At 57.0% G+C, this 22,763-nt stretch carries 27 protein-coding genes; 13 read left to right on the top strand and 14 right to left on the bottom strand.

The features are described 5' to 3' along the window. The first annotated feature begins 1 nt into the window (after window position 1). From RDL77_RS01005 to pqqE, 7 genes are all read left to right on the top strand, one after another. Window positions 2–862 carry a substrate-binding domain-containing protein gene (locus RDL77_RS01005; RefSeq protein WP_288191484.1) on the top strand — a complete coding sequence of 287 codons (861 nt, stop codon included), beginning with the start codon at window positions 2–4 and terminating at the stop codon, window positions 860–862. A gap of 49 nt (window positions 863–911) precedes the next feature. Continuing rightward, window positions 912–1,421, top strand: coding sequence for a PQQ-dependent catabolism-associated CXXCW motif protein (locus RDL77_RS01000; protein WP_288191483.1), 510 nt, complete (start codon window positions 912–914; stop codon window positions 1,419–1,421). 77 nt (window positions 1,422–1,498) lie between these two features. Further along, window positions 1,499–1,594, top strand: coding sequence for a pyrroloquinoline quinone precursor peptide PqqA (locus tag RDL77_RS00995; RefSeq protein ID WP_223614361.1), 96 nt, complete (start codon window positions 1,499–1,501; stop codon window positions 1,592–1,594). A gap of 69 nt (window positions 1,595–1,663) precedes the next feature. Further along, window positions 1,664–2,602: a pyrroloquinoline quinone biosynthesis protein PqqB gene (gene pqqB / locus RDL77_RS00990; protein WP_288191482.1), complete on the top strand. Its 939-nt coding sequence runs from the start codon at window positions 1,664–1,666 to the stop codon at window positions 2,600–2,602. Next, entirely contained in the window at window positions 2,599–3,354 is a 756-nt protein-coding gene (pqqC, locus tag RDL77_RS00985; RefSeq protein ID WP_288191481.1) for a pyrroloquinoline-quinone synthase PqqC, read from the top strand. The genes pqqB and pqqC overlap by 4 nt, the downstream gene beginning before the upstream one ends. Next, on the top strand, window positions 3,351–3,650 hold the full coding sequence (gene pqqD / locus RDL77_RS00980) for a pyrroloquinoline quinone biosynthesis peptide chaperone PqqD (RefSeq protein ID WP_288191480.1): 300 nt from the start codon (window positions 3,351–3,353) through the stop codon (window positions 3,648–3,650). Before pqqC ends, pqqD begins: the two co-directional genes overlap by 4 nt. Then, complete coding sequence (gene pqqE / locus RDL77_RS00975) at window positions 3,647–4,771, top strand: pyrroloquinoline quinone biosynthesis protein PqqE (RefSeq protein WP_288191479.1); 1,125 nt, start codon at window positions 3,647–3,649, stop codon at window positions 4,769–4,771. Before pqqD ends, pqqE begins: the two co-directional genes overlap by 4 nt. A 3-nt stretch (window positions 4,772–4,774) precedes the next feature. Here the strand turns inward: pqqE and RDL77_RS00970 are convergent, their stop codons facing one another. From RDL77_RS00970 to RDL77_RS00945, 6 genes are all read right to left on the bottom strand, one after another. Beyond that, a complete protein-coding gene (locus tag RDL77_RS00970; RefSeq protein ID WP_288191478.1) occupies window positions 4,775–5,302 on the bottom strand; it encodes a hypothetical protein in 528 nt (175 codons plus the stop codon). 95 nt (window positions 5,303–5,397) lie between these two features. After that, complete coding sequence (locus RDL77_RS00965; RefSeq protein ID WP_223614585.1) at window positions 5,398–6,201, bottom strand: ABC transporter permease; 804 nt, start codon at window positions 6,199–6,201, stop codon at window positions 5,398–5,400. A 56-nt stretch (window positions 6,202–6,257) separates the two neighbouring features. Next, a complete protein-coding gene (locus RDL77_RS00960; RefSeq protein ID WP_223614353.1) occupies window positions 6,258–7,064 on the bottom strand; it encodes an ATP-binding cassette domain-containing protein in 807 nt (268 codons plus the stop codon). A gap of 55 nt (window positions 7,065–7,119) precedes the next feature. Next, window positions 7,120–7,614 carry a hypothetical protein gene (locus RDL77_RS00955; RefSeq protein ID WP_223614352.1) on the bottom strand — a complete coding sequence of 165 codons (495 nt, stop codon included), beginning with the start codon at window positions 7,612–7,614 and terminating at the stop codon, window positions 7,120–7,122. A 30-nt stretch (window positions 7,615–7,644) separates the two neighbouring features. Next, entirely contained in the window at window positions 7,645–8,607 is a 963-nt protein-coding gene (locus RDL77_RS00950; RefSeq protein ID WP_223614350.1) for a YVTN family beta-propeller repeat protein, read from the bottom strand. A gap of 36 nt (window positions 8,608–8,643) precedes the next feature. Then, window positions 8,644–9,876: an ABC transporter substrate-binding protein gene (locus tag RDL77_RS00945; protein WP_374042634.1), complete on the bottom strand. Its 1,233-nt coding sequence runs from the start codon at window positions 9,874–9,876 to the stop codon at window positions 8,644–8,646. A gap of 160 nt (window positions 9,877–10,036) precedes the next feature. On the opposite strand from RDL77_RS00945, the gene RDL77_RS00940 reads away from it, so the two are divergent. Genes RDL77_RS00940 through RDL77_RS00920 form a run of 5 tightly spaced genes read left to right on the top strand, consistent with a single transcriptional unit; the run spans window position 10,037 to window position 14,381 of the window. Continuing rightward, window positions 10,037–11,206 (top strand): (5-formylfuran-3-yl)methyl phosphate synthase, encoded by a 1,170-nt coding sequence (locus RDL77_RS00940; protein ID WP_288191525.1) that lies wholly within the window; start codon window positions 10,037–10,039, stop codon window positions 11,204–11,206. Beyond that, a complete protein-coding gene (locus RDL77_RS00935; protein WP_288191475.1) occupies window positions 11,203–11,838 on the top strand; it encodes a dihydroneopterin aldolase in 636 nt (211 codons plus the stop codon). Before RDL77_RS00940 ends, RDL77_RS00935 begins: the two co-directional genes overlap by 4 nt. Continuing rightward, on the top strand, window positions 11,835–12,377 hold the full coding sequence (locus RDL77_RS00930) for a flavoprotein (RefSeq protein WP_288191474.1): 543 nt from the start codon (window positions 11,835–11,837) through the stop codon (window positions 12,375–12,377). Before RDL77_RS00935 ends, RDL77_RS00930 begins: the two co-directional genes overlap by 4 nt. 1 nt (window position 12,378) lies before the next feature. Further along, on the top strand, window positions 12,379–13,779 hold the full coding sequence (locus tag RDL77_RS00925; protein WP_288191472.1) for a DUF6513 domain-containing protein: 1,401 nt from the start codon (window positions 12,379–12,381) through the stop codon (window positions 13,777–13,779). Continuing rightward, on the top strand, window positions 13,776–14,381 hold the full coding sequence (locus RDL77_RS00920; protein ID WP_223614343.1) for a DUF447 domain-containing protein: 606 nt from the start codon (window positions 13,776–13,778) through the stop codon (window positions 14,379–14,381). Before RDL77_RS00925 ends, RDL77_RS00920 begins: the two co-directional genes overlap by 4 nt. Before the next feature lies 1 nt (window position 14,382). Here RDL77_RS00920 and RDL77_RS00915 read toward each other — a convergent pair whose 3' ends face one another. Further along, window positions 14,383–15,447, bottom strand: a complete 1,065-nt coding sequence (locus tag RDL77_RS00915) for a hydantoinase/oxoprolinase family protein (protein ID WP_288191470.1) — start codon at window positions 15,445–15,447, stop codon at window positions 14,383–14,385. Between the two features lie 27 nt (window positions 15,448–15,474). On the opposite strand from RDL77_RS00915, the gene RDL77_RS00910 reads away from it, so the two are divergent. After that, entirely contained in the window at window positions 15,475–16,191 is a 717-nt protein-coding gene (locus tag RDL77_RS00910; protein ID WP_288191469.1) for a HisA/HisF-related TIM barrel protein, read from the top strand. Between the two features lie 118 nt (window positions 16,192–16,309). Here the strand turns inward: RDL77_RS00910 and fae are convergent, their stop codons facing one another. From fae to RDL77_RS00875, 7 genes are all read right to left on the bottom strand, one after another. Next, the gene (fae, locus tag RDL77_RS00905) at window positions 16,310–16,816 is read right to left on the bottom strand and encodes a formaldehyde-activating enzyme (protein ID WP_105734854.1); all 507 of its coding nucleotides are present in this window, start codon (window positions 16,814–16,816) and stop codon (window positions 16,310–16,312) included. Window positions 16,817–16,969: 153 nt separating this feature from the next. Next, window positions 16,970–17,833 carry a triphosphoribosyl-dephospho-CoA synthase gene (locus RDL77_RS00900; protein ID WP_288191468.1) on the bottom strand — a complete coding sequence of 288 codons (864 nt, stop codon included), beginning with the start codon at window positions 17,831–17,833 and terminating at the stop codon, window positions 16,970–16,972. Then, the gene (locus tag RDL77_RS00895) at window positions 17,830–18,744 is read right to left on the bottom strand and encodes a RimK family alpha-L-glutamate ligase (RefSeq protein ID WP_288191467.1); all 915 of its coding nucleotides are present in this window, start codon (window positions 18,742–18,744) and stop codon (window positions 17,830–17,832) included. The genes RDL77_RS00900 and RDL77_RS00895 overlap by 4 nt, the downstream gene beginning before the upstream one ends. Window positions 18,745–18,752: 8 nt before the next feature. Next, on the bottom strand, window positions 18,753–19,706 hold the full coding sequence (gene mch, locus RDL77_RS00890) for a methenyltetrahydromethanopterin cyclohydrolase (protein WP_288191466.1): 954 nt from the start codon (window positions 19,704–19,706) through the stop codon (window positions 18,753–18,755). Then, window positions 19,703–20,827, bottom strand: a complete 1,125-nt coding sequence (locus RDL77_RS00885) for an ATP-grasp domain-containing protein (RefSeq protein WP_288191465.1) — start codon at window positions 20,825–20,827, stop codon at window positions 19,703–19,705. Before RDL77_RS00885 ends, mch begins: the two co-directional genes overlap by 4 nt. Continuing rightward, window positions 20,805–21,701, bottom strand: coding sequence for an NAD(P)-dependent methylenetetrahydromethanopterin dehydrogenase (locus RDL77_RS00880; RefSeq protein ID WP_288191463.1), 897 nt, complete (start codon window positions 21,699–21,701; stop codon window positions 20,805–20,807). Before RDL77_RS00880 ends, RDL77_RS00885 begins: the two co-directional genes overlap by 23 nt. Further along, a complete protein-coding gene (locus RDL77_RS00875; RefSeq protein WP_288191462.1) occupies window positions 21,698–22,714 on the bottom strand; it encodes a beta-ribofuranosylaminobenzene 5'-phosphate synthase family protein in 1,017 nt (338 codons plus the stop codon). Before RDL77_RS00875 ends, RDL77_RS00880 begins: the two co-directional genes overlap by 4 nt. Window positions 22,715–22,763: the final 49 nt, after the last annotated feature.

The following is a 22,763-nucleotide window of genomic DNA, read 5'->3' as shown; positions in this document are numbered from 1 at the left end:
GATGATACAACGCGCGAAATCCCGCCAATACCGGATCGCAGCCTTGATTGCAGCGATGCTCGCTGTGCCGTCGGCTGCCTTGGCGCAGAGCGCCGGCCTGGGAGCTGCCGGTGAGCTTGTCGATCCGGATATACTGCGTGTGTGCGCAGACCCGTCGAATATGCCGTTTTCCGATCAAAGCGGCAAAGGGTTTGAAAACAAGCTGGCGGAACTGGTCGCGGCCAAAACCGGACGGAAATCGGTGGCCTACACCTGGTATCCTATGGCGACCGGATTCGTTCGCAATACACTGCGGTCCAACCATTGCGATATCATCATGGGATATGCCCAAGGCGATGATCTCGTGCAGAACACCAACGCCTATTATCGCTCTACCTATGTCATGGTCTACAGGAAGGGAGCCGGGCTCGACGATGTGGTGTCGATCGAGGACAAGACGTTGGAAGGCAAGAAGATCGGTGTTGTTGCGGGAACGCCGCCGGCTGCCAATCTTGCCAAGGCCGGTTACATGCGCAGCGTTGTTCCCTATCCCTTGATGGTGGACACACGCCTCGCACCGTCCATGGCTGACGTGATGATCAAGGACCTAATGAAGGGCACCATAGATGTGGCAGTCCTTTGGGGTCCAATGGCGGGCTATTATGCGCATGAGATCAATCCGGATCTGGCGGTTGTCTCGCTGGCAAAGGAAAAGTCCGGACATATGGCTTACCGGATCACCATGGGTGTGCGTCCGTCCGATCAGGAATGGAAGCGGACATTGAACAAGGTCATCAAGGAGAACCAGCCTGAGATCAATCGGATTCTGGGCGAATACCATGTGCCGCTGATAGACGAAAATGACAAGCCGATCACGCAATAGCCCGTTGGGCGACGCGCCGCCGATCTGCTTTGTCGTTGCAGTCCTTTTGATGAACACGGGTGTCAATCAGGCTGGTGCGGAAGGAAATGCGCCTGAACCGGAGGGATACCGGACAGAGATGTACCGGGCTCCCGTTCCTACGACGCTGAAGGGAGCGAAAGTGGTAACGACGGATGAGGCCATCGCTCTGTGGAAAGACAAGGAAACCGTTTTTATTGACGTGCTCCCGCATGATCCTAAACCGGCAAATCTTCCGGCCGGAACCATATGGCGAGACAAGGTGCGGGAGGACATCCCCGGGAGCGTCTGGCTCGCAAACACAGGGTACGGAATTTTGAACAAGGAGACGGAAGCCTATTTCCGCAAGGGACTGGAAACGCGGCTCGGGCATGAGAAGAATCGAAGGGTATTGTTCTATTGTATGGAGAATTGCTGGATGTCGTGGAACGCCGCCAAAAGAGCAGTCGAATGGGGATATCGTTCGGTCTTCTGGTATCCGCTCGGCACGGATGGTTGGATCGCGGCGGGGCAAGCCACACAAAAAAATGAACCCTATTAATTTAGATCCTGCGCCATGATGGCGTATGGTGGCGGAGAAAGATCACTGCGGTGATCTTTGGATAGAAGGAGGCTAGCATGAAGAAAATTTGGACAAAGCCGACCATGTGTCAGGTTGCTGCTGGTATGGAACTGACGCGTTACATGCCTGCTGAACTGAAGACGAAGAAGTAATCTCCAGTCTTCGCCCTGCGTGAGCCAATCACGCGGGGCGGATTCCGGCCTGTTGGGGTATTGCGCGCAATGCGATTGAAAATAATCGGCTCGGCGGCTGGCGGCGGGTTTCCCCAATGGAATTGCAATTATCAATTGAGCCGCCGCGCATGGAACGGCGATGAAAGCGTGCTTTCCCGCACGCAATCCAGTCTTGCCGTCAGCTCGAATGGAACGGACTGGGTTCTCTTCAATGCGTCGCCTGATATTCGCCAGCAGATCGCGGCAACACCGGAACTTCAGCCACAGGAGAACGGACGCTTGCGTTCGACGCCGATACGCGCGGTGGTCCTGACCAATGCCGATGTCGATCACATTGCCGGACTGCTCAGCTTGCGTGAGCGCGAGCCGTTCGTGATTTATGCGACGCGCCGTGTGCTCGATGTGCTTGAGGCCAATTCCATCTTCAACGTGCTTGATCGAGCGCTTGTTGACCGGCGTGAGCTGAAGATCGGCGGAAAAACCGATATTCTTGATGTCGCGAAAACTCCGACGGGAATTACCGTTGAAGCTTTTCCCGTCCCCGGCAAGGTGGCGCTGTTTCTTGAGGATAACAGCAAGGCAGGTGAAGGTTTCGGTACGCAGGAGGGCGATACAATCGGCCTTCACATTTCCTCGAGCGATGGCGAACAGGCAGCATTCTATGTCCCGGGTTGTGCGCGCATCGATGCGGCACTCAAGTCGAGACTGCACCGGGCCGATTGCCTGCTCTTTGATGGCACTCTGTACACCGACGACGAAATGGTTGCGGCGGGCGTCGGTTCAAAGACCGGCGCACGGATGGGGCATGTTTCCATTTCAGGTGAAAACGGGTCATTGGCTGCGCTGGCAGAACTTGGCATCAGCAACCGCATTTTCGTTCACATCAACAACACCAATCCCGTCCTTGACACCGCATCGGCCGCGCACGCCGCCACCGTCGATGCAGGCTGGAAAATAGCATTCGATGGCATGGAGGTCAGACTTTGAGCGAATTTGGCGATGCGGCACGTGGTGGACTATCTCCGGCCCAGCTTGAAAACGTTCTGCGTGACGTGGGTGCAGCGCGCTATCACAACCGGCATCCGTTCCATCACCAAATGACCAGCGGCGCTCTGAGCAAGGGTCAGATGCAGGCCTGGGCTCTCAACCGTTATTCCTACCAATCGGTCATTCCGCGCAAGGATGCCGCCATCATCATGCGGTCGGACGATCCCGCGTTCCGTGCCGAATGGCGCAAACGGATTGAAGACCATGATGGCGGTGACGGCTGGAGCGGCGGTATTGCCCGCTGGTTGAAGCTCGCAACGGGTCTCGGACTTGATGCCGATATGGTCAAAAGCGAGAAATTCGTGTTGCCGGGCACACGCTTTGCCGTCGGTGCCTATCTGTCCTACTGCACGAACCGGACAATGCTCGAATCCGTCGCGTCGTCGCTGACGGAACTGTTCTCGCCCATCATCATCGGCGAGCGCGTTCCGGCGATGCTGGCGAAATATGACTATATCACCGCGGACATTCTCGCCTATTTCGACAAGCGTCCGGCGCTTGCCTCGCGCGATTCCGATTTTGCACTCGCCTATGTAATGAAACATGCCGACAATGCCGAGAAGCAGCAGTCGGTGATCAATGCGCTTGTCTTCAAATGTGATGTCCTCTGGGCGATGCTGGACGCGTTGGCGCATGCTTATGGCGAGAAGGGCAATATACCGCCCGGTGCCTTTGTTCCGGAGGCAGCATGACTGCAGCAGTCCGCTCCCGAGTTATCGTGTCGATGCAGTCACGGCCTGCTTTGAGGCGTCATGTGCGGCTGCAATATGATGGTGTGCGCGAAGCTTGGGCGCTGTTGTCGCCGGAGAAAATATTTTGGCCGAATGAAGTCAGCCTCGACATTTTGCAGCTGTGCGATGGCCGCCATAATGTGGCACAGATGATTGCGCTTCTTGCCGATCAGTACACCGCGGAGCAGGAAGAAATCGCGCCTGATATCAGCGCCTTCCTGCAGGAATGGTCCGACAAGTTCCTGGTGTCGTTATGATGGGCCCTGTGCTGCCGCCGATTGGCATGCTGGCGGAGCTGACCCACCGCTGTCCCTTGCAGTGTGCCTACTGCTCCAACCCGGTTGAATTGCTCAAAGCAAACCGCGAGATGGATACGGCCGGCTGGCTTGCCCTGTTCGAACAGGCAGCGGATCTCGGGGTTCTCCAGGTGCATCTATCCGGCGGCGAACCGACACTGCGCACTGATCTTGCCGAACTCGTCGCCGGTCTGGCCAAACGCGGTGTTTACACCAATCTGATCACGGCCGGGGTCGGGATTGCCGAGGGGCGTATCGAAGCCCTCGCTGATGCCGGGCTCGATCATATCCAGCTGAGTTTTCAAGGCGCCTTTGCTGCAACGACCGAGAAGATAGGCAACGCTCGCGGCGCGCACGAAAAGAAGCTCGAAACGGCCCGTCGCGTTCGTGCGGCCGGTCTTCCACTGACCATCAATGCCCCAATACACCGCCATAATATGGAAGAGGTGCCGGATTTCATTGATCTGGCGCTTGAGCTTGGCGCGGAACGTCTGGAGATTGCCAATGTGCAATATGCGGGCTGGGCACTCGTCAATCGTAAGGTACTGATGCCCGAGCGGGAAGCTGTCGAGCGGCAGGTGCAGATCGTCGAGGAAGCACAGGAACGGCTTCGCGGTATCATGACGATTGACTTCGTCACACCCGATTATTTCGCCGTGTATCCCAAGCCATGCATGGGGGGATGGGCGCGGGATGCCTTCATGGTTGCACCGGATGGAACCGTATTGCCGTGCCACGCGGCCGCATCGATCAAATCACTGCATTTCGAACGCTTCGGCGCGTGGAGCCTCAGTCGCATCTGGCATGAATCCCCGGCGTTCAATGCGTTTCGCGGGACAGACTGGATGCAGGAGCCGTGCCGCAGCTGCGAACGGCAGGAAATAGATTGGGGCGGCTGCCGCTGTCAGGCCATGGCGATCGCGGGGGATGCCGCCGCGACTGACCCGGCCTGCATCAAATCACCGTTGCACGCGCGGATGGCCGCGCTGATCGATGAAGCTGTGACAGCAAAATCCCCGGACGTGACACCGGATGGCTTCATCTATCGCCGTATTGGCAAGACGGCTGGGCCCATTGCCTGAAGGCTATTGCTTGAGCATGGATTGGCCGATGGTCTTGGACAGGCTGTAAAGCCTCTGTTCGATGATTGTCGGCACCTCACAAACATAGGTTAAGGACTGCACGCGTTCTTGGAATATCCGTGTTTCCCAGGTCAATCGCTCATTGGCCCGGTCCAGATCATCCGGGTCTGTATCAGGTTTGCCGCGCATGGCATCGACCCTGGCCGCTTCCTTGCGCAGATCATCCGCTATTTCGCGCTGTTTGCCGGCATAGCGTGAAATGCCGGAGATGACCTGTATTCGCTCGCGGTTCAGTGTGTCGAACAGACCCTGGAACAGTAGCAACATCTTGTCATTCACCTGGTCCCTCGGCAGGCCGTTGGCAAATTCGACGATTCTGGTCCGGGCTGTATCGAGCGGATTGCGGCGCGCCGCCAAATCATCGACCAGAGCATGGATTGCAGCATCGTTGTCCCAGCCCTTTGCGGAGTCGGGAATATCCGGACCATTCCAAACCTGACCAACAGACAATTCGGGCACCTTGCGCTGCACGCAGGGCCAGGTCGGATCATTCTGCGCCGCGCCAAAAGACCCTCCGGCCGAAGCGGTGCAGATGAGAAGACTGGTTGCGATAATGCGACACTGTCTCAATTGTTTCCTCCCTCTTGTTTCTTGATGACGAGGCCCCTCGAGGGATCATAGGCGATGATGGCGCCGGCAATGAACACGAGAGTGAATCCGCAGACGACGGCAAGAGATATCCATTCGATCTTCCCATAGAAGGCGAACCGCACCAGCTCGACGGCATAGGTAAAGGGATTGAGCAGGCATATCTTGTAAAGCAGTGGACTGGCCTCCTGCACGCGCCAGAGTGGATAAAGTGCGGAGGAGGCGAAATACATTGGAAAGATCACGAAGTTCATGATCCCCGCAAAGTTTTCCAACTGTTTGATCATGGATGAGAGCAGCATGCCGAGCGCACCCAGCATCATACCTGCGATGAAGAGTGCCGGCAGCGTCAAGATGTAGCCGGACGCCGGCGCCTTGACGCCCCAGAACCAGGCAATGAACAGGAACGCATAGACTTGCACAATCGAGACGGCGACACCGGCGAGCAGCTTGGACATAAGCAGAAACCAGCGGGGAAACGGGCTGACCAGCAGGGTGCGCATATTGCCCATCTCCCTGTCGTAGACCATGGACAGCGAGGACTGCATCCCGCTGAACAGCAGGATCATCCCGCATAGGCCTGGCGTGATATAGACCTCATAAAGTACGTAGGTTTGATAAGGCGGGATGATTGAGACGCCGAGAACCTGACGGAAGCCTGCTGCAAAAATGAACAGCCAGAGCAGGGGCCGGACAAGTGATGAAATGAAGCGCTCGCGCTGATGCAGATAGCGAAGTCCTTCCCGCACGAGAATACCTTTGAGGCACACCAGATATTGCATGGGGCCAAAGCGGTTGTGTCCAATGCTCCTGATGGAAAGGTTGCCGGGGATATCGGTCATAGACGACCTCCGGCGTTCAAAGAGATGATACCGGTGAGGCGTGAGAACGCCTCGTTCATGGTGTCCGCGCCAGTATCCTTGATGACATCGTGCATTGTGCCATTGGCGACCAGCTTACCCTGATTGAGAACAATGATCTGATCGGCGTGGCTGACCTCATCGATCAGATGGGTTGCCCACAAAACGCTGATACCCTTTTCCGCTACCAGCCTGCGAATATCGGCAAGGATCGTCGCCCGCGATTTGATATCAAGTCCGACGGTTGCCTCATCGAGCAGCAACAGGGACGGCTGATGCAACAAGGCGCGAATGATTTCGACTCGTCTGATCTGGCCGCCGGAAAGATTGCGGGCTTTTTCATGCAACCGGTCGCTCATGTCGATCGACTGCATCAGCTCATGAATGCGCCGATCGGTTTCGCGTGACCCGATCCCGTGCAGAGAAGCGTGATAGGCCAGATTCTGGTGGATCGTCAGGTCGAGATCGAGTGTGCGGGCCTGAAAGACGATTCCAAGACGCCGCAACGCTTCGCCGGATCTGCGATCGATGTCGTTGCCGAAGACGTGGATGCGGCCATTGCGGGTGGCAAACAGATGGCTGATCAGGGAAAACAACGTTGTCTTGCCCGCGCCGTTCAAACCGAGGAGCACGGCAAAACGACCGGGCGCAATTGAGAATGAGATATTGTCCAGCGCCTGTCGCCTGCCATAGGAATAACTTACCGAGGCAAGTTCCAGCGCCGGTACGCTCGCATCCGTAGCCGGCTTGTCATGAATAGTCTTCAACTCAACGTCCGGACCCATCAAGCTCCACCCCTTGGTTACCCACTGCAGTTGCCGCGCTTGCCGATGTTAGCGCTTATTTGATGGTAATTGTCCCCTTCATTCCTTTGTCAGCAAGATCAGGCACCGACCAGGTGTATTTGCCTGGACGCACTGTCGTGAATTGAACACTCATTGTACCCGGGGAGTCGAATTCAAGCCAGGCGGGAGCGCCGTTCATATGCACTTCGAGGTTATTGATGACGATTTGATTCATCCAGACATTGCGGAAGAGGTCGGTGACGAATTTATACTCGAGGCCTGCGGCCGACGTAATCTTCCAGCGATAGCCCTGTCCGGCAACCAGCTCAAAATCCTTTTGGTTCACCGTGAACTCGCTGTCTTTGGAGCCAAGGATGAGTTCCGGCAGGTTCTTGCTGGAGCGGGTGACCGCAGGTGTCTTGGCTTCGGTTGCAGCCTTTGGTTCGGGTGCTGCTTTGTCGTCGTCGTCATCTGCCTGAGCCAAGGCAAAGGACGGGGCAAGCGCTATCCCAAGAAATCCGGCCAGTGCAAATCTTCTGAAAGTCGACATATGGTTCCTCCCTTTGGTCGATGATTTTGTCTAGTTCGGCGCAACCGCAACACCCCACGGCAATTGGCCTACGGTGACCGATTTGATCGGCTCATCCGTTGCGGTGTCGATGAATGTGATATCGTTGGACAGGCCGTTGGTGCTGATGATGGTTTTGCCGTCCGGCATGAAAGCAAGCTGCCAGACCCGCTGACCCACCAGGACATATTTTTCCACCTCGTAAGTCTCGGCATTGATAACGGCAACCCGGTTGGCGGGGCCAAGCGCCACGTAGGCTTTCTTGCCGTCTGCGCTGATACGTATACCGACCGGCTGGATTTGTTCTGAGCGCAATCCTTGAATGTCGAAGGTAATCTTGTGCTTTACCGCACGTGTCTTGTTATCAATGACAGAGACCGTGCCGCCAATCTCTGCCGATACCCACACTTCCGAACCGTCTGGCTTGAATTGCGCGTAACGCGGGCGTGAATCGACAAGCACGTTATCGGTGATCTGGTGCGTGGAAGTATCGATGAAATGCGCCATGTTGGTTGTTTCCGACGTATTGACGATGGTCTTGCCGTCGGGGCTCACACCCATGCCTTCCGGTTCCACGCCAACGGGAATTTCCGCAACAACCGCCCGTGTTTCTACATTGATGACCGTGACGAGATTATCGTTCTCATTGGCCACATAAAGCGTCTTGCCATCGGGGGACAGGATGAAGAGTTCGGGATCCGGACCGGAAGGCAAAGTGCCTACAATCTTGCCTGTGCTCGTATCAATCATTTGCACGGTGTCGTCGTCACTGGCACAGACATAGACTATTTTCCCGTCCGGCGAGATCGTGATGCCGCGCGGGCGCTGCCCGACGTCGATGGTCTTCACCACTTCCATTGATGTGGAATCGACGACGGTAATCGAATTGCCCTTCTCGTTGGAAACATAAACCATATTCGCCCAGCCAGGTTGCGCAAGAAACGGCAGCGCTGCGGCCGCAGCAAGTAGGCACATGTGATGTCGCATCCAGTCCTCCCATAGGTTTATCGTTTATTTGAGCCTGCACTTGGTTTCCGGCCTGTCGACACCCAGCGTATCCAGCTCCGAGAACTGGTGCAGGAAGCCTGCTTGCGGTGACGTCGAAACGACGCCGTGTCCGTCACCGATCAGGATCGGCTGCCGCAATTGCCAGTTCCAATTGCGGAATGTGAGCTTCTGGCCTTTGAAAGCCGCAATGGAGAATTCATCGGATTTGATGTAATCCTCGACCTGTTTGGTCTCGGCGCTTTTCGTCCGTGTTATCGCTTCCCCCAGAATGCGCGCAGCCGTCCATGCCTGCATGTCTTTCGACAACATGCGCCGTCCGGTCATCTTGGCGAAACGGCTCTGGATCTGAACGCCGCCCCATTGTTCGCTGGCCGGATGCCAGCTCGAGGCCACGAGACCTGCGGTTCCCGCCACCGGCCGCGGCGTCCATGTCCTGTAAGGAACATAGCTGCCGAAGACTTCGCTTTCATCGGCAACAATGACGACGTCATGCTCGGGCAGGTTTTGTGTGAAAACCGGCATCTGTTGCTGGACAAGGACGACGCCACTGTCGGTTCTTCGTGCCGTACCCCGGTCTTCGTACAGGCGTTCCTCAACGATTGTTGCACCGAAGCGGCTCGCGGCACGCCGGACGGCGTCAGCATAGAGCTTGTCATTCTCGTGCGAGCCATAAAGCAGCACCCATTTGCGCCATTGCTTCCAGACAAGATATTGCGCCAGCCCGTCTGCAAGCATGCTGCGTGTCGGTGCAGTGTGGAAGACATTTGGGCGGCACTCCTCCTCGCGTAAAATGTCATCGGTCGCGCCAATGTTGAAAAGCAGCACGCCGGCGTCCTTTGCGATATCCGCTATGGACAACAATTGCTTGGCGGAAACATCCGCAAGGATGAAGCGATCGCCGCGCGCAACCATCTCCTTGAAAGCCGGAACCACATCGGCGTTGAATTTTGTTTCCGTGACATCGAGCGTGAATTGCTGGCCGAGAAATTTGCCTGTCGTGTTGTTGTCGCTAATCGCGACATTCGCACCGGCAACACCTTCGTCGCGCGGCGGTATATCCAGAACCGAGAGGGCCAATTGCGGTTCGTAGGCGCGAAGATAGCCAATGCGCGCGTCCACACCCGGCTTTGCTGATTGATTTGCTGCTGGCTGCTGCGCCGATAACTCAGACACGTTGACGAACAGCAAAAAAAAGCCGAATAAAAACGTGAGAGTAATTGGCACCGTACTCTTCATGACCAAACCATTCATACTGCCGCCATTCAAGTAATGGCGGTGGGTTAAGAACAGAGGTGCCCATAGTGTTTTTAAACAACCCCACCACAATCTCAACCCTTCGAGTCAGCTTTTCTTGCATGCGAGGCAAAGTTTCTCGGTTTCATGCGGGGGCAAGCCAATGACGAAGATGTTGGCCAGTGTGCAGAACCGTCAGGAAGCTGAAATTGTCTTTCAAAGCGGTGCGGATATCATCGATATGAAAGATCCGGCCAACGGCGCACTTGGCGCGGTTGACCTGAGCAAGGTCTTGGAAGTGAAGGACTTTATATCAGGCAGGCGGCCCATCAGTGCAGCGTGCGGCGATCTTCCCATGCATCCGGAAACGATCTGGCGGACGGTGAAAGAGTTCGCAGCAGCAGGTCTGGACTATATCAAGATAGGTTTGTTTCCGTCCGGGCAGTTTGAGGCTTGCGTAACGGCGCTGCAGCCTCTCACCTTACACAATAAATTGATTGCCGTCGTCTTTGCCGACAATTGGAGCGATTACAGTCAAAACTTGTTTGAAATCTTGGCAGTTGGCGGATTTCATGGCGTGATGATCGACACCGCCGACAAATCCAAGGGCCGCTTGCTCAATCATCTGTCTCCAGACCAGATCGGCAAATTCATCAGGAATGGCCAGTCGAACGGATTGATGGTCGGCGTCGCGGGATCGCTCGAAGCACCGGATATCTCGCGGCTGTTAACCCACGATCCGGATTTTATGGGGTTTCGTGGGGCGCTCTGCGCTGACCTTGACCGCAAGGCATCCATTGATGCGCTGGCAACGGTGAAGATACGTGGTCTGATTCCCGAAGTGCTCGAGCAGGGACTGCCTGCCAGCGTCGATTACAAACTGCTTGCTGCGCGGGGGTATTTTCCTGAACCGGAAGAGGCGGGACTAGGCACGGACAAGATTTTCGTTCGTGATTTTGTTTTGCCTGTGCATATCGGTGCCTATCGTTTCGAGCATGGGAAATCACAGAAGGTACGGTTCGACGTGACGGCCGAGGTTTTGCGGGTCACGCGCAATCCCGAGGATATGCGGCACGTGGTTTCCTACGATCTCATCATGGACGGAATTCGTGCCATCGTTGCCGAGGGCCACGTCGAGCTTGCCGAGACATTGGCGGAACAGGTGGCCGCACTGGTGCTTAGAAATCCACGGGTGACGCGGGTCTTTGTCCGCGCGGAAAAACTCGAAATTGGGCCCGGCGGCGTCGGTGTCGAGATCGAGCGTACGCGCGATGTGAAAAATTCAGCCAAGCTGCGGTTTGCGCAGGTGCATGGGGGACGGAAGTCCTCATGAGGCTGCTTGTCGTGAAGCTTGGAGGAAGCACGGCGGGCCATGTGGAAATGCGGCGCTGGATCGAGGTGCTGGCAAGCGCAACGTTTCCGCTGGTGATTGTTCCCGGAGGCGGCCCTTTTGCCGATCAGGTGCGGGTCTCGCAAAAGCGTCTTGGCTATTCGGACGAAGCAGCGCATGCGATGGCAATCCTGGCGATGGATCAGTTTGGCATTGCTGTTGCTGAACGTCATGAACGTTTCCAAACGGCGCGGTCCATCGTGGAGATCGCTGACGCACTTGAAGCGGGGCTCATACCCGTCTGGTTGCCATCTGTGATGACAGCCGGAGCACCGGACATTCCCATGTCGTGGGATATCACTTCGGATAGTTTGAGCGCGTGGCTCGCCGGACAATTGCAAGCTGACGCAGTGCTGCTCATCAAGCAGACCGATGAACACCACTACTATTCATCGGTAGAAGATGTTGCCGCTGCGGGCATCGTCGACAGTATGCTTCGGGATATGCTTGGAGACGGCATGACCCTTCATATTGCCGGGCCGGCGATGTTGGATGCATTGGATTTACCCTTGGCAGGCTTTCCCGGACGCGTGATGATGCGCAGCAGTTATTTCGAAGCAACGGGTGAGCAATGACACGACTGCATACGCCGCGATGGGCTTGGGCGCTGACCGGCTCCGGCCATTTCTTCGTGGAGAGTTTCGAGCTCATAAGAACACTCGAACATTGTGACGTGTTCGTCTCCAAGGCCGCCAATGAAGTCCTGCGCATGTATAAGGTGAAGCTCGATTTTCCCGAGACGACACGGGTTTTGCATGACAAGACCGCAAGTTCCGTGCCGGTTGGCGGCTTCTACAACGGGGTTTATCATACTGCGGTTGTTGCCCCGGCGACGTCGAATACCGTCGCCAAATGTGTCGCCGGCATTTCGGATTCCCTTCCGACCAATGTTTATGCGCAAGCGGGCAAATGCCGGGTGCCGTCCATTGTCTTTGCCTGTGATACGGCACCTGAGCTTGAGACGATGGCACCTGGCGGCATGGTCAAAGTCTATCCGAGGCCGATCGATCTTGAAAACACGGCACGTCTCAAGACCTACGAGCGGACCGAGGTCGTCGAGTCTCTGGCAGAGTTGAAGGCAGCCATCGGGCGCCGTGCCAAAGAGGTCGCTTGATATGGCGGAGCATCTCCTGTTCCTGACCGGGCATTTGGCCCGTTCACGGCTGGAGCGCATCCTTGCCGGCCTCAATGACGTGGCGTTCACCTATGAAATCGTCGACATCGGCGTGAAGGTTGCGGCGCTTATGAGTGAGGAGATTATCGCGCGTCGGTTGAAATTGCCGGTGACCGCCGACCGTGTCATTCTGCCCGGGCGATATCGCGGCGATCTTGATCGTCTGGGCCAGCGCTTTGGCGTTCCTTTCGTCCGGGGCCCCGATGAAGTTGCCGATCTGCCTGTCTTTCTCGGCCGGGTGGGCAACCCCGTTGATCTATCCAGGCACAATATGCGTATCTTTGCAGAAATCGTCGATGCGTCGGCATTGTCGCTGGAGGCATTGACGCAGCGCGCTTTGAAACTTGCCGCTGCAGGTGCCGATGTCATCGATCTCGGCTGCCTGCCTGAAACGCCGTTTCCGCATCTTGCCGACGCCATTCGCCGTTTAAAGGCGCAAGGCCTCTCCGTCAGCGTGGATTCCGCCAACCCCGGGGAACTTGAAACCGGTGCCGCGGCTGGTGCGGATTATCTACTAAGTCTGACTGAGGAGACCGTTGATCTGGCGGTAAGATACAACGTTACCCCAATCCTCATTCCTGCGATTGCCGGCGATCTCGATTCGCTTGGCCGTGCGATTCACAAGGCACAGACAGCCGAAATTTCTTTCATCGCCGATCCGGTTCTCGATCCCATCCATTTCGGTTTTACCGCGTCGCTTGGCCGATTCATGGAGGCACGCCGCCGCTGGCCGGATATCCCGATGATGATGGGTACGGGCAATCTGACCGAGCTCACCGATGCGGATTCCTCCGGTGTAACGGCGCTGCTCTCGGGTATCTGCTCGGAACTGTCGATAGACAATGTTCTGGTCGTCAATGTCAGCCCCCACACCGTTCGCACGGTCGAGGAGCATGACCACGCCCGCCGCATGATGTTTGCAGCCAAACAGGATCATGCCCTGCCGCGTGGCTATGACGCGGGCCTGTTGCAGGTTCATGATCGCAAACCCTATCCGAACAGCGTTGAGGATATCGCCGCGCTGGCCGGTGATGTGCGGGATGCCAATTTCCGCATTATGACCGCGCCGGATGGCATCCATGTTTTCAACGCCAGTGGTCACGCGACTGCGCAGGGTGCATTTGAACTTTTTCCGCGCCTCGACGTTGAATCGGATGGCGCTCACGCATTTTATCTGGGTGCGGAACTGACCAAGGCTGAAATAGCCTGGAAACTGGGCAAGCGTTACGCGCAGGACGAACCACTCTCCTGGGGAGCGGGTGCGCCGGAAGAGCAGGCGGACCGCCTCAGGTTAAAGGAAGCGGGCCACACGTTGCGATCAAAGAAGGATAGGGCGACTTGACCTATATCAGGGAAACCATCGTCACCACGGTCGATGCCGCCGGTATTGTTCACATTGCACCGCTTGGTATCATCGAGCAGGATCATGGTTGGATCATCGCTCCGTTTCGTCCTTCAAAGACACTGGAGAACCTGGCGGCCGTCCCCTTCGCCATTGCCAACTATACCGACGATATGCTGGTGTTTGCCGGTTGCCTGACGGGACGCAAGGACTGGCCGACTGTTGCCGTCGCGGATTGTCCGGTCCCGCGTCTCCAATCCGCGCTCAGCCATTCCGTGCTCGAGGTGGTGTCTGTCGATGATGACGGGCTGCGGCCGCGTCATTTCTGCAAAGTGGTTTCCGAGGCGACGCACGCCCCTTTTACCGGGCTCAACCGTGCCAAGGCTGCAGTGCTCGAACTGGCTATTCTGGTCAGCCGGCTGCACATGCTGCCGCAGGACAAGATCGAGGCGGAAATCGCCTATCTTACGATTGCAATTGACAAGACTGCTGGACCGGATGAACTGCTGGCCTGGTCATGGCTGCTGCAGCGGGTAAAAGAGCATCAGGAGACGGCCGATTCCAAAGGCAAGAGCGCGGCCCATCCTTCCGGCACAGCCTAGGTTATCCCTGCAAGTACATTGAAGCGAGCAGCGCGACCGCTGCCGCCGGCGCAGCTTTGCTGGCATCGTCGCGTGCACCTGGCGCTGCCGGTATCAACGTTCCGAAATCGACATAGGGCCGGTCCATGCGCTTGGCGAGCTGCCTGATCTGCGGTCTGCCAATACCGGCACCGACAATCGGCGCATCGGCAGCCGGCGCAAGATCGCTTGCGATGCGAAATGCGCCATCATGGATCATTCGCAACTGGTGCTCGCTGAACCACCGGGCAATATCGATCCATTCCGCCTCTTTAAGGTCACTGCTATCGCGCCCGACCATGCGCGCCAGTCTCTGGATCGATCCGGCGAGCGTTTTCGGCTGGCGGTCGGCGGATGGATATTTATCATCTGCTTCATCCAGCGTGCCGAGAATGCGGCCGAGATCGGCGGTGTTGGCGAAATATTCGTTCATGAGCGGCGTCATATGCCCCCCTACCGGGACGAGCGCCGCGATGCCGATCAGCGCCGAGCGGGCAAATCCCGTATAGACCAGTTCACCCGTCAACAGTCGCTCCGCATCGGAATAGCCGCGATGGATGAGGTTGCCGTTCATGAAGGCAAGAATATCCGTCGTTGTTGACCCCATATCGACAAAAAGACCGGTATCGGCCAGCTTTGCACTCAGTGATGCCGTTGCGTGCCAATTGGCCGAGGCGATATCGCTCCCCAGGCCACGGGCGGTAGCAATGTCGCAGAAACCTCCACGACCCGCATAGATAAGCGTGTTCTCGTCGCCGAATTTCTCTCCGATGAAATCGAGGAGGCCGGCAACTCCCGCATCGCGGGACGTGAATGTATCCGAGAGTTCTCCAGTCATGGTGAATACATTGAAAGTGCCGTCTGCCTGCAAAGGCCCCAGCTCGCGTAGAGCCTCGCGCACCTGATCGACACCAAGCCAAAGCGGTGTCTTGAAGATTCTTGCCGAGACAATCTCGCCATTTCGGCATTGTGCCATCTTGAGATGGGCACCGCCCACATCCCAACCTGTGATCAGGGGCTTTCCTTTGCTGGCAAATCGGGATTTCATGGCTGTATCATTCCTTGGATTCTGCTCGTGCATATCATTCCGGTACTCGACATAAAAGATGGTCTCGTTGTCCGTGCTCACATGGGCAATCGCGCGGCCTATCGGCCCATCGAAACACCGCTCAGCCCAACGGCCGATATCCTCGATGTCGCGCAAGGCCTACGCCAGCTCTACCCCTTTCCTGCATTTTATGTCGCTGAACTGGATGCCATACAGCAAGGACTTGCCGCCGGTGCGCTGGAGCGTCTGAAGCCATTGGTTGCCGTGGCTGATGTCTGGCTGGATGCCGGCTTCGCAAGCCTGCGCCAATTGGAAGGCGTCTTGACGATGGACGGTGTCTGGCCGGTATTGGGTTCGGAGTCCCAGGCCGATACCTCCGTGCTTGGGCATTTGAGCGGAAATCCGCGGCTGGTTCTCTCCTTGGATTTTCGTGGGGATGAGTTTGTTGGACCTCCCGCGCTTTTCGAGAATGCGGATCTTTGGCCTTCCCGGGTTATCGTGATGACGCTTCGCCGCGTTGGTAGCAATGCGGGGCCGGATTTCGAACGATTGACCGAGATCAAGCGCCGCGCCGGTGATCGCGCCGTCATTGCGGCTGGGGGCATTCGACATGCCGCCGATCTTGAACAACTGGAAGCGCTTGGCATTTCAGCAGCACTTGTGGCGACCTCTCTGCACAACGGCTCCCTTTCCCCGGAGGCGATCTCATCGCTGATGAACGGGAACGATTCCAGGACGGGGTGAACAAGGGGATTGATTGCTCTTCCCCTTGTCCGGGTCAGAAGCCCAAACTTTTTGCCAACCGGCGCAACAGGCCATCCGGTGCAACAGAGGGCATACTCTGTGCGAGGTTGTCTCTTGTCTAAGCGCTGAAGGGATGTTTCACGGAATCGCGCTGCGCGGTTGCTTCGGCGGCAGTCGGCTTGCCCGTTACTGCGCGCTCAAGAGCTTCCTTGGTTGCACGATAATTGAAGTCCTGAATCTTGGCGTCGTCTTCAGCCTCCCAATGGATGAAAACACCGACGCAGATAAACAGATCGTCTGCTTCATCTGCTGGAATCGTGCCGTCTGCAACGCTGTCCTGGACCGCTTTAGCCACCGCATGCTGTGCCGGGCCAAACATCTGGACCGCCTGCTTGGCTCCTTTGATGGTAACCTTGTTGAACAGAATGGTGTTTGGCTTGCACGCCAAATTCGGCGCGATGACTGCAAGCAGGGATGTGAAGCCATCCTTGTTGTTCGTCAATGCATTGCAGAATGCTGTTTCAACTGCACTGCCGCGCGGTCCGATCAGAAGATCGATATGCGCAACTTCGTTCCCATCGCCTACAAGCGACTCGCCAACCATAACCTTATTGATTTTAGCCACAGCCAAATTCCTCCCTAAACTGTTTCCAAGTGGTTTGTCCAAAGACGCCGTACCTCGAGACACGACTCTCGATGGACAGCTATCCTTGTTCACAGCACCCTCAGAACGGGGTCGGTTGGCCAGATAGCAGCGGACAAAATCCGCTGGAGAAATTCAAGCATTTACCTCGCCATTATGCAAGAGCCAGATAAGTCTGGATGCAAAAAGGGTCGCAACTGTAAGATCAGCCGAGGTGCCTGGATTGATATCTTGAGCTTTAAGTTGAGCATCGAAAGCAAGGAGCAGTTTTTCTCGCTCGCGGCCGTCGTGCATCTCCATCATCCGCGCAAGGATTTTCTCTGCGGCCAGTCGCGTTTCTTCGGCAATTGGCGTGCCGTGTTTGCGGATGATATGGCTATCGGGAAAATTCGAGAGAAAATACAGATAAACCAATACGCTCGGCCACATCGCTGGTTCATTGCGCTCGATGGCTGCGCCATGAGCTGACAAACCGCCGGTGAAGATGTCGGAAAAGTTCGTCGCATATTGCCGGGCAATCATGTCCCGCTCGGATGCAGCACGCATGGCTTCCAGAAGCGGCACATCCGGTTCATTGGCAACATCATGTTCCGGCGCCGATCCGAGGCCGCCTGGCTGCGCCAATGTGATCGCCGCGAATACGTCGCGCGCATCCTTCATGTCGAGTTGGGCGAGTGTCGCGGCGAGGCTGAGTGGCAGGTCTGATGTCTCACTAGCAGCTGCCCGCGCAAGCGGAGCGCACAGGAGAAGAATGCCCAGATTCGTGTTGGTCTGAACCTTCAGTCGCGTCGCGGTAACGGCCGCAAGAATACGCTGGCCGACAGAATCGGCGGGATCGCTCAGCGGGCCGGATGAGACCTGCGCGCTGTCGAAAAACTGCTGCGCATTCATGCGATGACCATCCGCGAAAACATGCACGTTGCCTGGTTTCAGTGCCTCGATCTCCTGATAGCAGGCGTCGATATAGGCGCGGCGGATGTGTTCGCGTGTCAGGCTCACGCTGCAGGCCTCTCACCGATGTCAGGTTCAATCCGGGTGACAAGTGCGGCGGCAATGCAGTCTGCAATGCGAACCGGCACAACCGATTGAAGCCCGGACCAGGCCGGCATGCTGTTGACTTCGAGAACAAGAAGTTTGCCATCAGCCGCAGGGATGATGTCGATCCCGGCAAAATCCGTGCCGATGGCGGCCGACGCGGCGAGCGCAAGTTCTTCCAGCTTGCTCATCAACGGGCCAATGACCGGCTCCGCTTTCGCGCCCTTGGCAATGTTGGTGATCCATCCTTCGGCCCGGCGTGCCATCATACCCAGCACTTCTCCCGCGCAGGTGAAGACCCGATAATCGCAGTAAGGTGGTCCTGGCCGTGCCACGAAACGCTGTAAATAATAAACATCATCCATTTCCTCCGGCTGCGGCAGGTCCTCAATGCTGCGGATCAGCCGGATCCCCCGGCCTTGCGAACCGAAAAGCGGTTTGAGCACCAGTGGTCCATGCGTAAGTTCCCGCTCTGCAATGATTTTGGCATTGGCCAGACTTTCAACCGCAAAAGTTTCCGGTGTCGGTAACCCTGCCTGTGCCAGGAAGAATGTCGTCGTGGACTTGTCGACGCACCGCTCGATCGCCTTGGCAGAATTCCAAACAGGAACGCCAAGATGAGCAAGGGCGTGCAGGATCCCGAGACGGCGCGTGATCGCCTCGAATGTTCCTGATGAAATCGACCGTACGATCACGGCTGCGGGTAAGGCGCCGTTCATGCGCGGGACGGCAATGCCGGAGGGGTACCGGGTATCAAAACCGATATCTGCCAGCGGCAATGTCTGAACATTGAAGCCATGCGATCGCAGTGCGGTGCGCAGTTGTTTCACCTGACCGTCGGGCCGGTCGGAAAGGATCAGTATTGTTTCTGTCATTGTGTCCGTCAGTCCAGGGATTGTTTGAGCATTGCTTCATGGATTCCGCCGCTGCGGAAAGTATCGCCGGTTTCGATCGCGGTAACAATGACCTCGGCGGGGCTGAACAGATGTGGGTCGATCGCGTAGAAATCACCTTTGAACTTCTTGAATATGTCGGCAAAAGGCTGGCCGTGGTCGCGTGATGTATGGCTGGGAAGCTGTTCAGCGAGTGTGCGTGCGGCTTCTGAGGTGCCGCGCACGAAAAGCTGGACGGTGCCGCCATAGATGATCGCGTCGTTGGTTCTGCCCATCGCCTTCAGAAAGTCCGGATGCGGAGCAGGGATGGGCGCGCGGCCCGCGCCGTCAACGATGTCACCCAGCGGAAATTTCAGATCGTGCGCCTTGTGCATTGCGACTTCAAGGACACGCCCGACAATCTGCACGGCACCCGTCAGACTTTGCGTCGGTGCATAGATGAATGTCAGGTTCTCGGGTGCAAATCCTGTCGCCTTGGACACTTTCTCAACGATGGCTACAGGCGGCGGCGTCGTGGTTTCAAGCACGATGACCGACGATTTCGCCTCAGGTTCACGATAGGCAATTTCATCAAAGAGTGGCTCGACCCGCGCCAGTGTCCTGGCTGGCCCCGATCCCATGGCGAAGTATTTCTCGTGCGAGAGGTTCCAGCCGGCATACTGGCTGGCAAGGCAGGCCAAAACCGGTTGTGAAGATCTGACATTCACGCTGTAGGGCCATTTGCCTGTATCGAGTGTTGCCGAAACCACGCCAAGACCGCCCATGCAGATTTCGACAATCCGCAGTCCGGCTTCGACGCCGCCCGTACAACTTGCCCCTGCGTCAATCACATGCTCGCCAAGGTTGCCACGACTGTGATTGATGCCAAGCCGTTCCGCTTGCTCGATCATCTTATCTGCCAGATGTTGAGCGCTTCTGTTGAGATAGGCGTGACCGTCTCTCATGAAAACTCCTCCCTCCAATTAACCGCGAGTTGTTTGACGCGGCCCTTCACGGCTTTCATCGCTGCGGAGGCAGAGGGAGCCGTGGCGAAAACGGTACAAACAGGATCACCGGCTTGAAGGGAGGTGCCTGCTGTTTGGTGGTCTGCGGTGAGCGTCGGCCAAACAACATCCGGAAATGCGCTGATGGCTTTTGCGGTATAGGCGATTGCCGAGGCCGCCGAGATTTTGTAGCTGGGTATCGAGAAATCCGATCCGGTGACCGCATGTAAATGCTGGCGCAAAAGAGGCGTTTCTTCCGTATCGAAAATATCAAGCGTGGCACCTGGTCGTGGATTGATTTCGATGAGATGCAGACCCTCTGCGCCAGTGATGAAATCGGCGCTGCATAAACCGGTCAAACCGGTCCGTCGGGTCAAAGCCGTCAGCCAATCGCCTATCTGCTGTGTTCTGCGCGGGTTGTAGCGGAGTAGCCGGACCGCGCCTCCATAGCGAAAGGGGCTGTTTTCCGACGGAGAAAACCATTGCCGGCTCAGGCCAATCACGTGCGCCTTGTCCCCATTGGCCAGAAACAGGGCAGAGAGATTCCTGCCTCGAACGAACCGCTGAAAATAGTATTCTTGTCCCGATGTTCCGCGATGCGCAGGCCTGACATGTGAACCGCCTGCACCACCGGTCAACTTACTCAGCCAATCCCGAGGATTGTCGGGAGTGTCGAAACATATATCGGGATGCGGTATGGCAAACTCGGTGCACAGCTGCGACAGAGAGATGGGGTCCTTGACGAGACGAACCGTCCTGGCGCCGTTTCCTGCAACGGCAAAGTGTTGTGAAATCGCCTCTATCATCTGCGGATCGCGCTCGAAACCAGAGCCGTAGATCACGGCCACCGGGTCATCATCCCCGGCCAGTTTTTGCAGCGTTTCAACGAGATGTTTTCGGTCGATACCGTTCTGCAGGCTTCCCGAGAGTTTCACGGCGCGTTCCGCCAATGCCAGCGTGTCAGCATCGTTGAAGAGGTCGGCAACCAACGGCCGCAAGCCAGCCCGCCGCGCTGCCGCGGCAAGCGAGCGTCCAGAGACAGCGGCTATCAGAACCGCATTATTTGGCGAGTTCGCGAGCAAGGGCAAATGCGTCCCGAAAATCAAAGATAACCGGCTTCTTCGCCTTGATCATCTGTTCGAACAAACCGGCTTGAGTCTTGTATTTGACATTACCGATAGAAAGCGGGCCAATGCCGACAGCTTCTGTCGCATCGAGCGGATCGGCATTGGCGTTGACCTTCAGTCCTTCGATACCAGCTGGCGGAACGGCGTTGACGTCGGCAGCGATCAGAAGCTTGCCGGCCTTGCCGAGTTGTGCGGCCGATATGACCTGCACACCCGCTTTTGCGGCGGCCAGCACGACCTCAGCGGTTCGCAGGACCTCCATCTTTTTCGCTTCGGTTGACCCGTCGGCTGGCTCAACAGTCAGATTGAACCTTTGCTTGATCGACGCGGCGATCGCCTTCACCCGCTCAATGCCGTCATGGCCGATGACCGTCACGTTTGCCCCCTGCTGGGCTGTAATCACCGCGGTGCAATAGCCGACCACGCCTGTCGCGCCGAAGACTGCCACGCTGGTTCCTTCCAGTTTGCGGCCGTGAATTTTGGCGAGGGCCTTTTCGACTTTGGCCACCATGGCGGCGGCGGTTGTGAATGATCCCGCCGGGTCGGCAAACACCGAGATTTCGAAGGGCGGAACCATGGCATTCCTTGCTGCATCCAGCATGTCGAGCGCTGCGGGCGCGTCCTTGCCAGCAAGGAAAATGCCCGTGGCCACACCCGCATCCGGTGGCCGCGAGAATATGGCGTCTTGAACAAGATTTCCGACATCCGAAAGAGTGACGTCGGTGTAGGGAACAACGGCGTCATAACCTGCGTCGAGCGCCATGTTGACGTCGAAAGGGCTCATTTGCCGAAGCGGGGTTAGCATATGCAGGATCGTTTTGCGGCTCACGGTATCCGCTCCTTCTTGATGACGGCGCCCATGGTACAAGCTCTGGCAAGATTCAGAGCGGTATGCGTGATATCAGCCCCGGCATTTCTTCCTGCGACGATTTGAATGGCCGTGCCATGCGGGTTGCTGTGGATGGTATTGACGATCCGCTCGGCTTCCGCCTGTGACGCGGCGAAGGCGAAGCCCGTCGGTCCCCATGAACTCTGGCCAATACCGACTGCGCCAGCCTCTGCAAGCCGCCTTATGGTGGTTTCAACCCGTTTGCTGGTGAAAATTCCACCCTGTGCGGGTGCAAAGTAATTGCCGATCTCGGTCTGGATGGCGGCGATCGATCGGCCAAACGAGGCGAGGTTCCGTTCGATCAGGCCGGGCATGGCGCTCATCAGCACAAGACGGCTGATCGCTGCCGATGTCGCCACCGGGAACGGTGGTAACGCCTTGAAAGCTTCGACCTCGGCATTGCCGTGAATGCCTTGGGTTGACGTGTCGAAGACCAGAATGATTCGCCATTCCTCGGGAAATGCAATCCGCGAGATAATGGTGGGTGCAGCGCCGTGGGTGGCTTTGCCCGCATCGATAATGACACCCCCCGCGTCGAAAGCAGCTATGCCGATGCCGGATCGCGCCCCGCGTCCCAGCAGATGGGCATCGTTCACGATATCAAGCGGTATCGCATGCAGGGTGCGCAGCGCCGCTGCAACGGCAAGGGCAATCTGGGTGCCGGAGCCGAGGCCGATATGTCGGGGAATGGTTCGATGCACGACAACCCTGTGGTGCGCCGTGATCCCAAGATGACGGGAAAGGGTTGCAACATGCTGCGCAACGCGTTCCCGCTCGTCTCCTTCGATATGGGCTTTTGCCGCGCGGGAGATCGTCAGAACGGTCGAAATGTCCTGAATGGGTAAGCCAATACTGCCGAACCGGTCCTGACCAGGTTCGGGTACGTTGCGTGGTATATCAAGGAAGCCAAGGTGAAGACGGGCCGGGACTTCGATCGTGACGGATTCCGACATTTGCTTAATTTACACAATCTCAGAAATCGGGCCCTGCGGTATGATATCG

The sequence above is a fragment of the uncultured Phyllobacterium sp. genome, assembly GCF_902479695.1.
GTDB lineage: Bacteria > Pseudomonadota > Alphaproteobacteria > Rhizobiales > Rhizobiaceae > Phyllobacterium > Phyllobacterium calauticae.
The sequence above is the reverse complement of the archived record's forward strand: the minus strand, read 5'-3'. Positions and strand labels throughout refer to the sequence as shown.

Bases quoted from the DNA above. Each gene is read 5' to 3' on its own strand.
- pqqB (WP_288191482.1), top strand. From the start codon at position 1,664: ATGCGATTGAAAATAATCGGCTCGGCGGCTGGCGGCGGGTTTCCCCAA.
- RDL77_RS00945 (WP_374042634.1), bottom strand. From the start codon at position 9,876: ATGAAGAGTACGGTGCCAATTACTCTCACGTTTTTATTCGGCTTTTTT.
- RDL77_RS00915 (WP_288191470.1), bottom strand. From the start codon at position 15,447: ATGAAATCCCGATTTGCCAGCAAAGGAAAGCCCCTGATCACAGGTTGG.
- RDL77_RS00895 (WP_288191467.1), bottom strand. From the start codon at position 18,744: ATGACAGAAACAATACTGATCCTTTCCGACCGGCCCGACGGTCAGGTG.
- RDL77_RS01000 (WP_288191483.1), top strand. From the start codon at position 912: ATGAACACGGGTGTCAATCAGGCTGGTGCGGAAGGAAATGCGCCTGAA.
- pqqD (WP_288191480.1), top strand. From the start codon at position 3,351: ATGACTGCAGCAGTCCGCTCCCGAGTTATCGTGTCGATGCAGTCACGG.
- RDL77_RS00875 (WP_288191462.1), bottom strand. From the start codon at position 22,714: ATGTCGGAATCCGTCACGATCGAAGTCCCGGCCCGTCTTCACCTTGGC.
- RDL77_RS00935 (WP_288191475.1), top strand. From the start codon at position 11,203: ATGAGGCTGCTTGTCGTGAAGCTTGGAGGAAGCACGGCGGGCCATGTG.
- RDL77_RS00995 (WP_223614361.1), top strand. From the start codon at position 1,499: ATGAAGAAAATTTGGACAAAGCCGACCATGTGTCAGGTTGCTGCTGGT.
- RDL77_RS00925 (WP_288191472.1), top strand. From the start codon at position 12,379: ATGGCGGAGCATCTCCTGTTCCTGACCGGGCATTTGGCCCGTTCACGG.
- RDL77_RS00955 (WP_223614352.1), bottom strand. From the start codon at position 7,614: ATGTCGACTTTCAGAAGATTTGCACTGGCCGGATTTCTTGGGATAGCG.
- RDL77_RS00965 (WP_223614585.1), bottom strand. From the start codon at position 6,201: ATGCAATATCTGGTGTGCCTCAAAGGTATTCTCGTGCGGGAAGGACTT.
- RDL77_RS00930 (WP_288191474.1), top strand. From the start codon at position 11,835: ATGACACGACTGCATACGCCGCGATGGGCTTGGGCGCTGACCGGCTCC.
- mch (WP_288191466.1), bottom strand. From the start codon at position 19,706: ATGAGAGACGGTCACGCCTATCTCAACAGAAGCGCTCAACATCTGGCA.
- RDL77_RS01005 (WP_288191484.1), top strand. From the start codon at position 2: ATGATACAACGCGCGAAATCCCGCCAATACCGGATCGCAGCCTTGATT.
- pqqE (WP_288191479.1), top strand. From the start codon at position 3,647: ATGATGGGCCCTGTGCTGCCGCCGATTGGCATGCTGGCGGAGCTGACC.
- RDL77_RS00950 (WP_223614350.1), bottom strand. From the start codon at position 8,607: ATGTGCCTACTTGCTGCGGCCGCAGCGCTGCCGTTTCTTGCGCAACCT.
- RDL77_RS00960 (WP_223614353.1), bottom strand. From the start codon at position 7,064: ATGGGTCCGGACGTTGAGTTGAAGACTATTCATGACAAGCCGGCTACG.
- RDL77_RS00940 (WP_288191525.1), top strand. From the start codon at position 10,037: ATGACGAAGATGTTGGCCAGTGTGCAGAACCGTCAGGAAGCTGAAATT.